Origin of the sequence: Protofrankia sp. CiT1, from assembly GCF_917627335.1 — a bacterium.
GTDB lineage: Bacteria > Actinomycetota > Actinomycetes > Frankiales > Frankiaceae > Protofrankia.
The window spans coordinates 2,238-10,371 of record NZ_CAKJTP010000148.1 but is presented as its reverse complement, the minus strand read 5'-3'; the positions used below and the strand labels follow the sequence as shown (position 1 = coordinate 10,371).

The 8,134-nt window shown below is 71.7% G+C and carries 7 protein-coding genes; 4 read left to right on the top strand and 3 right to left on the bottom strand.

Annotation, left to right across the window (positions count from 1 at the left end):
* Positions 1 to 1,426 (bottom strand): aldehyde dehydrogenase family protein (locus MJ785_RS17875; RefSeq protein ID WP_239381875.1); only part of this gene is annotated, 1,426 nt, incomplete at its 3' end.
* A 246-nt stretch (positions 1,427 to 1,672) separates the two neighbouring features.
* Between MJ785_RS17875 and MJ785_RS17870 the strand changes: the two genes are divergently transcribed.
* Together MJ785_RS17870 and MJ785_RS17865 are read left to right on the top strand one after the other, a co-directional pair.
* Positions 1,673 to 2,293, top strand: coding sequence for a DUF6758 family protein (locus MJ785_RS17870; protein ID WP_239311103.1), 621 nt, complete (start codon positions 1,673 to 1,675; stop codon positions 2,291 to 2,293).
* A 129-nt stretch (positions 2,294 to 2,422) separates the two neighbouring features.
* Positions 2,423 to 3,379, top strand: coding sequence for a diacylglycerol kinase family protein (locus MJ785_RS17865; protein ID WP_239345760.1), 957 nt, complete (start codon positions 2,423 to 2,425; stop codon positions 3,377 to 3,379).
* 18 nt (positions 3,380 to 3,397) lie between these two features.
* Here the strand turns inward: MJ785_RS17865 and MJ785_RS17860 are convergent, their stop codons facing one another.
* Positions 3,398 to 5,056 (bottom strand): alkaline phosphatase, encoded by a 1,659-nt coding sequence (locus MJ785_RS17860; RefSeq protein WP_370652980.1) that lies wholly within the window; start codon positions 5,054 to 5,056, stop codon positions 3,398 to 3,400.
* Between the two features lie 221 nt (positions 5,057 to 5,277).
* Here MJ785_RS17860 and MJ785_RS17855 point away from each other — a divergent pair, with 221 nt between their 5' ends.
* Complete coding sequence (locus MJ785_RS17855; RefSeq protein ID WP_239311101.1) at positions 5,278 to 6,183, top strand: PHP domain-containing protein; 906 nt, start codon at positions 5,278 to 5,280, stop codon at positions 6,181 to 6,183.
* Here the strand turns inward: MJ785_RS17855 and MJ785_RS17850 are convergent.
* A complete protein-coding gene (locus tag MJ785_RS17850; RefSeq protein WP_239311100.1) occupies positions 6,171 to 6,680 on the bottom strand; it encodes a MarR family winged helix-turn-helix transcriptional regulator in 510 nt (169 codons plus the stop codon). The genes MJ785_RS17855 and MJ785_RS17850 overlap by 13 nt on opposite strands.
* Positions 6,681 to 6,880: 200 nt before the next feature.
* On the opposite strand from MJ785_RS17850, the gene MJ785_RS17845 reads away from it, so the two are divergent.
* Complete coding sequence (locus MJ785_RS17845) at positions 6,881 to 8,023, top strand: Mrp/NBP35 family ATP-binding protein (protein WP_239311099.1); 1,143 nt, start codon at positions 6,881 to 6,883, stop codon at positions 8,021 to 8,023.
* Positions 8,024 to 8,134: the final 111 nt, after the last annotated feature.

Genomic DNA, 8,134 nt, shown 5'->3' with positions numbered 1-8,134 from the left:
TCAGGACCATCACACGCTCGACGGTGAGATCCTCCATGGCCGCCCGCACGCCCTCCCGGCCCGTCCCCGACCCCTTGGTACCGCCGTAGGGCATCTGGTCGGCCCGGTAGGAGGGAACATCCCCGATGATCACACCGCCGACGTCGAGCTCCCGGTGCGCGCGGAAGGCCACCCGCACGTCCCGGGTGAACACCCCCGCCTGCAGGCCGTACGGGCTGTCGTTGATCCGGGCCAGGCCTTCGTCCAGCCCGTCGACCGGTTCGATGACGAGGACCGGCCCGAACACCTCCTCCCGCGCCAGGCGGGCGTCCGGCGGAACACCCCGCAGCACAGCCGGCGCGACCGTGGTGCCGTCCCGCTCGCCGCCGACGACCACCGTCGCACCCGCCTCGACGGCCTCGTTGATCCATCGCTCGACCCGTTCGGCCGCGGCCAGGTCGATCAAAGGCCCCACCTCGGTCGCCTCGTTGCCCGGGTCGCCGGTGCGCAGCCGGGCAACCGCGGCGCTCACCTCGGCCAACAGCTCCTCGTACACGTCGCGCTCCGCGTAGACCCGCTGCACGGCTATGCAGGACTGGCCGGCCTGGTAGTTCGAGAACGTCGCGATCCGCCCGGCCGCCCAGCGCAGGTCCGCGGCGGTGGACCAGTCCGCCGCCACCAGCACCGCCGCGTTACCGCCCAGCTCGAGGACGACGTGCTTGCGCGGCACCGCGTCCCTGATCGACCAGCCCACGGGGGCCGAGCCGGTGAAGGACACGACCGGTAGCCGGGCGTCCGCGACCAGTTCGGGCATAGCCTCGTTCGACACGGTCAGCACCGACCACGCGCCTTCGGGCAGGTCTGTCTCGGCGAGCAGCTCGCCCAGCAGCAGGGACGACAACGGCGTCTTCGGCGCGGGCTTGACGATGATGGGCGCGCCGACCGCCAACGCGGGTGCGACCTTGTGCGCGACCAGGTTCAGCGGGAAGTTGAACGGCGTGATCCCCAGCACCGGGCCACGAGGAAAACGCCGGACCACCGCGGCCCGGCCCGCCCCCGCCGGGTCGGTGTCGAGCCGTTGGAGCTGCCCCGACCAGCGCCGGGCTTCCTCCGCGCCCCAGCGAAACGTCGAGGATGCCCGCGCGACCTCGACCCGGGCCCAGGTCAGCGGCTTGCCGCTCTCGGCGGTGATGAGCGCGGCCAGCTCCTCACCGCGTTCGGCGATCCGGCCCGCGACGTGGGCGAGGGCCGCGGCCCGGCCGTGGGCCGACATGGCCGACATGGCCGGCATGGCCGCGCTGGCGGCGGCCACGGCCGCGTCCACCTGCGCCGGATCCGGCCGCGCGACCGTGGCGATCAGACGATCGTCCCACGGGTGACGGACCTGAAAGGTCGCCGAACCCGTTACCGGCCGGCCCGCCACCCAGAACGGCTCGGCCTTGCTCATGGAAGCCACTGCTCCACTTTCGTGCACAAGAGCCTGACACGGGTGACGCCACGCGCGACAGTCCTGAAGGTCCGGCCCCGGCATACCCCGACGGACACCGGCACGCCCGGGGGGAAACTCCCTGATGCCCGTCTTGCCACGGCTCGTGAGGTCTGCCCGGAGCAGGTTTGCCGCACATGACCGGAGGGAAGTCATCGGATCGGTGGAACTGTCAGGCAGCGGCGCGCATCACCGGGGAGCGGCCCGGTGACGAGCCCGCCTGCGTGTCCCCGCTGCCTGCGGACGGTGCATCCGCCCGACCTGTGGAACAGCCAGTGGCGCTGTGACGAACATGGGGATGTCAGCCCCTACCGAGTGGCGGTGTCCTCCCGGGAGCAGGTGCTGCTCTTCCTCGCGCACGCTGCCAAGGCGCCGATATGGGTCCCCTGGCCGATGCCGGTCCACTGGTTCGCCAGCGGCGTCTCCTGGGCTGGTGACGACCGCACCGGACCGCGGGCGACCGCGTTTGCCGCGGGCGGCCCCTCCCCGCTCGGCGGGCCGGCGGAACTTGTGATCATCGCCGAGGAGCCGGGGATCGGCCTCGGCGCCCGGCTTGCCGGGCTGCCAGGTACCGATCCCGAGCGCATCGGCGACAGGCCCGAGGAGAAGATCGAGGCCGCTGGGCACCCGACCGCGCTGTGGCCGGTCGTCTGCCCGCCCGACCGGGCCGCCTTCGTGGGTGAGGCCTGCGGGGTATGGCTGTGGGTGGTGCTCTGGCCGGCGGATGCCGCAACGCTGCTGCTGGAGCATCTCGTCGTCCAGGACCTGCGGAACGCCCAGATGATCACCTCATGCCTGCCGTTCGGTGCCGACAGCACTCATCTGTGAGCGGCACGCCGAGGCGGCGCGGGCGCATCCGAGATGTCTCGTAAGCTCGGCTCTCGCCACCAGCACGGACCCGAGCAGTACCGGTGGACGTAGCAGGGCCGCGGCGGATGCGAGAAGGGCCGGACAGCCATGGCACAGCCTCTGGAAACCGTTCCGGCAGCGGTCGAGGTGGACTGCCGCCGGCTGCTGCTCATCGTCAACCCGCACGCTGGCGGTGGACGCGGCGCCCGTGTGCTGCCGGACGTCGCCGCGGCGCTGAAACGCTGGGCCCGCGACGTGCGGACCGAACTGACCAGGGACATCGACCACGCCGCGGAGTTGGCCGAGGACGCGGTGGCGGACGGGCGGGTCGCGGTCGCGCTCGGCGGGGACGGTCTTGCCGGCCGGGTCGCCGAGACGGTGGCGCGCCTCGGCGGACTGCTCGCGGTGCTGCCTGGCGGGCGCGGCAACGACTTCCTGCGCGGGATGGGCGCGGCCAGGCAACCGGTGATCGCCGCCACCGCCCTGGCCAGCGGCACCGAACGGCGGATCGACCTGGCCGAGGCCAACGGCCGTGCCTACCTCGGCATCGCCAGCGTCGGTTTCGACTCGGACGTCCAGGTGATCGCCAATCGCGCCCGGTTCATCCGGGGCCAGCAGGTCTACGCCTACGGCGCGTTACGCGCGGCAGCCACCTGGCGCCCCGCCCGGTTCACCGTGGAGATCGACGGCGGCGCGGCGCGCGAGGTCACCGGCTGGACGGTGGCGGTGGCGAACTCGGCCTACTACGGCGGCGGCATGCACCTCGCGCCCCTGGCGAAACCCGACGACGGCCTGCTCGACGTCGTGCTGCTGTCGCGGTGCGGCAAGGCCGCTTTCCTCGCCACCTTCCCGAAGGTGTTCTCCGGCCGGCACGTGGACTCCCCGCACGTCCAGACGCGGCAGGCGACGCGGGTCCGGGTGGACGCCGACCGCCCGTTCCAGCTCTACGCCGACGGCGACCCGGTCGCGGAGCTGCCCGCGGAAATCGTTGTACGTCCCGGTGCGCTGCGTTACCTCGCTCCCGCCGGACGGTACGCGGGACAACCGCCCCGAACGCCGTCGTGATCGCCGTCGTGATCGCCGTCAGGCCTGCTGGGCACCGGGTCGCCCGGCCTCAACCACCCAGGTGGCGTCGGTGCTGACCGGGGCGTCCCGGCGGTCGATGCTCTCGGCAACGCGCATGTCGGCGGCGCACTGCCGGGGGGAGACCCGGATGCGGGTGTACCCGCGCCGATCCCCGCGGAAGTACCGCACGTGCGGGTTGAGCAGCCGGTTGTTCGCCCGGACGAACTCCTCGCTGGGCAGGAAGAACCCCGAGCTGATGGACGTGGCGACGAACTCGGTGCCGACGACCGGTGTCTCTGGGCGGTCGAAGTCGACCCGCAGGTCGTTCACCCAGGCGCAGTGGATGTCCCCCGACAGCACCACCGGGTTGGCCACCCCGGTGTCCCGCACCGCCGACAGCAGCCGGGTCCGGTAGGGCACGTAGCCGTCGTTTTGGTCGAGGTTCGCGAACACCTCGCCGCTGCCCGGGGTGAGCTGGGCGTGCAGCTGGGCCATCATCGTCTGCTGAGCGATCACGTTCCACCGGGCACGCGACGCGGCCAACCCGTCGATCAGCCATTTCTCCTGCTCAGCGCCGGCCATGGTCCCGGTCGTGTTGTGCTCCCCCAGAGCGGCCGGGCCGATGTCGTTCGGGCTGCGGCCGGGCTGCGGCGTCCGGTACTGGCGGGTGTCCATCACGTTGAGGGTGAGTAGATCGCCGAAGGCGAACCGGCGGTAGAGCCGCAGGTCGGGCGATCCGGGCTGATAGCTGGCCCGGATCGGCATGTGCTCGTGGTAGGCCTGGTAGGCGGCGGCCCGCTGGCGCGCGAAGGCCGCCGGGTCCTGGTGCCTGTCACCGGTGTCGCCCGACTCGTCGATGAGGCCGGCGTAGTTGTTCTCGGTTTCGTGGTCGTCCCAGGTGACCACCCATGCCGCGGCCGCGTGCGCGGCCTGCAGCTGCGGATCAGCCTTGTACTGGGCGTAACGCGCCCGGTAGTCGTCGAGAGTCTGGAGCTGGTCGAGCCCAGGCCTGGCCGGGGTGGTGTGGCGACGGTCTGGGAACCTGCTCTTCGGGTCGTACTCATAGATGTAGTCACCGACGTGGACGACGAGATCGAGGTCGTCGGCGGCGATCGCGCCATACGCCGGCCAGTAGCCGTTCTGGAAGTCCTGGCAGCTGGCCAGCGCGAAACTCAGCGTGGACGTGCCGGCACCGGCGGCCGGCGCGGTACGGGTCCGGCCGACCGGGCTGATCACTGTCCCGGCACGGAACCGGTAGAAGTACACCCGGGCCGGCTGCAGGCCACGGACGTCGACGTGCACCGAGTGCGCCGACCCCGGGGTGGCGGTCTGCGTCCCCACCGCCACGACATCGGTGAACCGGTCGTCGGTGGCGAGCTGCCAGTCCACTGGGATGTCACGCGCGGGCAGGCTCGCGACGCCGGCCGCCGGCGCCAGCCTCGTCCAAATGATCACACTGTCGGGCAGCGGGTCCCCGCTGGCGACCCCGAGAGCGAACACGCCGTCCCCGACGCCGGGTATCGCGGTCGCGGGCCGCAGGCTCGGGCGCGCGGTGGCAGCGCCGCCGGACCCGCCGCCGGACCCGCCGCCGGAACAGCCCACCGCGGTCAGCAGCACAGCCCCGCCCGCGAGAAAGCCGCGCCGGGTCGCCACCGCTGGCCCGCTGGAATTCCTCACAGCACCAGGACGTTAGCCGGCTCATGCCCCCGGCCGGAAGACCGCGCGCCACGAATGTGAATGAAAGCGGCGGCAACGGGGACGCGGCTATCGTGCTGGGCAGCCACCGTGCTGGACAGCCGCTCCGGATGGGGCCGGGAAAGCGGAGGTGTCTTGCGAGAGCCGGGGTGCGCGGTGCGTGATCGAGCCGGCTACGGCGAGCGGCTCCAGGCGGGTGCCCAGTGACCACGACCGAATTAATCGATCTTCATACGCACTCGACGGCGTCGGACGGGCTGTGCCGCCCCGCCGAAGTCGTCAGCCTCGCGGCCGCGGCCGGCCTGGCCGTGGTCGCCCTCACCGACCACGACACCACGTCGGGCCTGGCCGAGGCCGCCGCCGTGCTGCCCGCCGGGCTGACCCTGCTCCCGGGCGCGGAGATCTCCTGCGGGATACGGGCCGACCAGCACCGCTGGGTAAGCCTGCACCTGCTCGCCTACCTGTTCGACGCCACCGAACCGGTGTTCGCCGCCGTCCGCGCCCGGCTACGCGCCGGCCGGGTCACCCGCGCCCGCCGGATAGTGGAGAAACTGGCTGCCGACGGCCATCCCGTGTGCTGGGAACAGGTGTCCGCCCGAGCCGACGGTGTGATCGGACGCCCGCACATAGCTGAGGCCCTCGTCGAGGCTGGGCTCGTGGGCTCCATCGAGGCCGCGTTCACCCCTGCCTGGATCGGCCCCGGTGGCCGGTACTGGGCGGGCCGGGATGAGCCCGACGCCATGGAGGCGCTCCGGCTGGTCCGCGACGCGGGCGGGGTCAGCGTACTGGCCCACCCGTACGCGAGCAGGCGCGGTGCGACCATCGGCCCAGCGGTGATCGCGGCCATGGCAAGGGCGGGCCTGCACGGCCTCGAGGTGGACCATCCCGATCACCGGCCGCGGGAGCGGAGCCAGCTCCGCCGGCTCGCCACCGACCTCGGCCTGATCGTCACCGGCGCCAGCGACTTCCACGGGCCGAGCAAGCCCCAGCCCCTCGGTGCGGAGACAACAAGCGAGCAGGCGTACGAGGCGCTCATCGCCGGCGCGCACGGGGCGCGGCCGTTGACCGGACCAGCCTCGGCACCGCCCGGGTGCGGTCAGGCGCCCTGACCGCACCCGCCGCCGGGCGGCGGCGTGGCGGCCCGGGGATCGAGGCGGCTCAGCAGATCGGCGAGCACGTCCAGCTCGTCCGGGTTGAAGTGGCTGGTGACGTGCTTCGAGACACCGGCGAGGTGGGTCTGGGAGGCCGCCCGCAACCGCTTGCGGCCTTCAGGTGTGAGGGTCGCGAACGTCCCCCGGGCGTCGGACGGGCAGGACCGCCGTTCGACCAGGCCGTCGCGTTCCAGCCGGTCGACCAGCCGTGTCAGGCCGCTGCGGGACAGCAGGACCGCCTCCGCCAGCTCGTTCATGCGCAGGGCGCCATCTGGTACTTCGGACAGCTGGACCAGCACGTCAAAGGAGGCCAAGGGCAGATGGTGCTCGGATTCGAGATCGGTCTCCAACTGCCGGATGACGTACGAATGAGCCCGCAGGAACTGGCGCCATGCCCGCAGTGATCGCGGGTCAATCGGCGATTCCTGCTCCGCTGTCCGCTCGTCGACCGTCACGTGGATCAGATTACGTCGCCCGTACAGGGCCGCGAGGGAGCCCGCTGAGGATGTCAGACGATCGACATTTCGGCCAGCCGGCGGAAATGATCAAGATCTGGCCGCACCGGGCGCGTTCGACCGGGACGGGCGGCTATGGTGGAGGCGCAGGCGTGGCGGCGTGAGCCGCACGCACCACACCGACCGGTCGAGGTTTTCTCTTGTCTGCTTCCCGGCCTGGCGCGGACGCGATCCAGGCAGCTCTCGCGACAGTGCTCGACCCTGAGATCGGGCGTCCCATCACCGAACTGGACATGATCGAATCAGTTCGCGTCACCGACGACACCGTGGATGTCGTGGTGCTCCTGACCGTCTCCGGTTGCCCGATGCGCGAGGAGATCACCAGCCGGGTCGAGCGTGCGGTCACCGCGGTACCGGGCGTGCGGTCCGTGCGGGTCCGCCTCGAGGTCATGAGCGCCGAGCAGCGCGCCGCCCTGCACACGAAGCTACGAGGGGGGACGGCGACCCGGTCGATCCCGTTCGCGCAGCCTGGCTCGCTGACCAGAGTCTATGGCGTGGCCAGCGGGAAGGGCGGCGTCGGCAAGTCGTCGGTGACGGTCAACCTGGCCGCCTCGATGGCTCGCTCCGGGCTCTCGGTCGGCGTGCTGGACGCCGACATCTACGGGCATTCGATCCCCCGGATGCTCGGAGTCGACCGCCTCCCCACCCAGGTCGAAAAAATGATCATGCCGCCACAGGCGCACGGCGTGAAGGTGATCTCCACCGGCATGTTCACCCGGGGCAACGAACCGGTCACCTGGCGCGGACCAATGCTACACCGTGCACTGGAACAGTTCCTCTCGGACGTGTTCTGGGGGGATCTCGACGTCCTGCTGCTCGACCTGCCACCAGGCACCGGCGACATCGCGATCTCGTTGGCGCAGCTGGTGCCGTCCTCCGAGCTCCTCGTCGTGACCACCCCGCAGCTCGCCGCCACCGAGGTCGCCGAACGGGCCGGCACGGTCGCCGTCCAGACCCGGCAGAACGTCGTCGGCGTGGTGGAGAACATGGCCTGGTTGCCCTGCCCGCACTGTGCCGGCCGGGTGGACGTCTTCGGCTCCGGTGGCGGCGCGGCGGTAGCCGAACGCCTGACCCGGGTGCTCGGGCACGACGTGCCGCTGTTGGCGCAGTTGCCCATCGACGTCCGGCTGCGCGAAGGCGGCGACTCCGGCGTCCCGCTGGTGACCGCGGATCCGGACTGTGAAGCCTCGAAGATCCTGCGGGAAGTGGCCGAGCGCCTGTCATCGCGCTCACGCGGGCTGGCCGGTCGATCCCTGGGCCTCACCCCGACCCGCCGGAGCTGAGCTGGTCGCTCTACGGCATGTTTCAGCAGTCGTTGTTCGATCTCGTCGTTCGAGCAGGGAGCCGCGTCCGGGCGGTCGCTGGCAAGGCCACTGGTGGTCGGCCGGACGTTC

Bases quoted from the DNA above. Each gene is read 5' to 3' on its own strand.
- MJ785_RS17865 (WP_239345760.1), top strand. From the start codon at position 2,423: ATGGCACAGCCTCTGGAAACCGTTCCGGCAGCGGTCGAGGTGGACTGC.